Origin of the sequence: Mesorhizobium sp. M4B.F.Ca.ET.089.01.1.1, from assembly GCF_004022605.1 — a bacterium.
Classification (GTDB): Bacteria; Pseudomonadota; Alphaproteobacteria; order Rhizobiales; family Rhizobiaceae; genus Mesorhizobium; species Mesorhizobium abyssinicae.
In genome coordinates this window covers 1-1,231 of record NZ_RZOS01000866.1, presented here as the reverse complement: position 1 = coordinate 1,231, position 1,231 = coordinate 1, and the positions used below count along the sequence as shown (strand labels likewise).

2 protein-coding genes and 1 pseudogene are annotated in these 1,231 nt (G+C 67.0%); all 3 read right to left on the bottom strand.

The features are described from left to right. On the bottom strand, window positions 1-394 hold a 394-nt coding region (locus EN780_RS34635; protein ID WP_128276495.1), incomplete at its 3' end, for an SRPBCC family protein. Between the two features lie 76 nt (window positions 395-470). Continuing rightward, window positions 471-965: a GNAT family N-acetyltransferase gene (locus EN780_RS34630; RefSeq protein WP_128276494.1), complete on the bottom strand. Its 495-nt coding sequence runs from the start codon at window positions 963-965 to the stop codon at window positions 471-473. Between the two features lie 16 nt (window positions 966-981). After that, a pseudogene (locus EN780_RS34625) lies at window positions 982-1,231 on the bottom strand (copper homeostasis protein CutC); the annotation flags it as partial.

The following is a 1,231-nucleotide window of genomic DNA, read 5'->3' as shown; positions in this document are numbered from 1 at the left end:
GCCTGAGCAGCGGCGCCAGAAACTTCAGGATCGGCCTCAGCACCGTGACCTGCCAGATCAGGTTGACCCGAGTGCCATTTCCCGATGGCGACAGTTCCGCCCGCCACAGGCCGTCGAAATCGCCGAAGGTCTTGACCACCACGAGCCGGCCGGGTTCGAGTTCGGCCGCCTCGATGATGAAGTTCAGTTCGTAGGGCAGGGCGCCGCGCGCCCGGGCCTTTGCCCGCGAGCCGACCACGCCCTTGCCCTTCTTGTCGAGCGGCACGACCTGCTTGTAGACGTCGCCCCACCAGAGCGGCAGCAGTTCGGCGTCAGAGAGCACATCCCAGACCTCTTGCGGCGTCGCCTCTGGAATATCCCAGCTCTCGTCGAAGCGGAAGACGTTGCTCGGCATGGCGGTTCGCCCCCGGTGGCGCAGACGGCCACTTTAGCGACGGCTTGTTTGTTGCGCCAGTGCCGTGCGCCGGCGCTCAGGCAAGTTGCCTGAGGTAGTAGCGCACAGCCTTCTTGCCGCCATGGATGACCGCGTCGCCGACCTCGGCGAACCCCAGCGCCGCATGGAAGGCGTCCGAAGCCGGATTGGGCGGATCGGCATTCACCTCGCAGGTGACGATCGCCTGCCCCGAGCGCGCGACGTGCTCGAACAGATCCTCGTAGAGCCGTCGGGCATGGCCACGGCCGCGCGCGACTGCGGCGACGACGACCCGGTCGACATAGACGAAGCGCTGATAGCGCTCGCGGAACCAGAGGAAGTTCGGGCTGTCGTAGTCGGCGTCCTGGTCGAAGGTCATGATGAAGGCCTCGAGCGCGCCAATGCGGCGCGCATAGAAGGCCTCGCCGAGCAGGAAGGAGAGCCGCTCGGGTTCGAGCCAGGACAGTTCCGCCGCATGCTCGTTGTTGAGCGCGAGGATGGCGGGCTCGTCCCTGGGCGAAACGCGGTCGATCGGCGAGCGTCCTTCGGTCATCGCATCTTCCCCGGGATCAGGCCCTGACGGCCGCGATGGTCGCCGCCACCAATGCCCCGTCGGTCACCGTGGTGCGGTACTCGCGGTCGAGGTCGCTACCGCCCATGCCGACGCGCGGGTTGCGGTAGCGCATGGCGCTCGGCACATCGGCAAGCGCGGCGAAATGCATTTCCTTCAGCCCGGTCCTGGCGAGCACCTCTGCGATATTGTCGGGATCGAGCCCGCCGCAGCCGAGGATGATGATGCGCTCGCCGGCCTGTTGGACG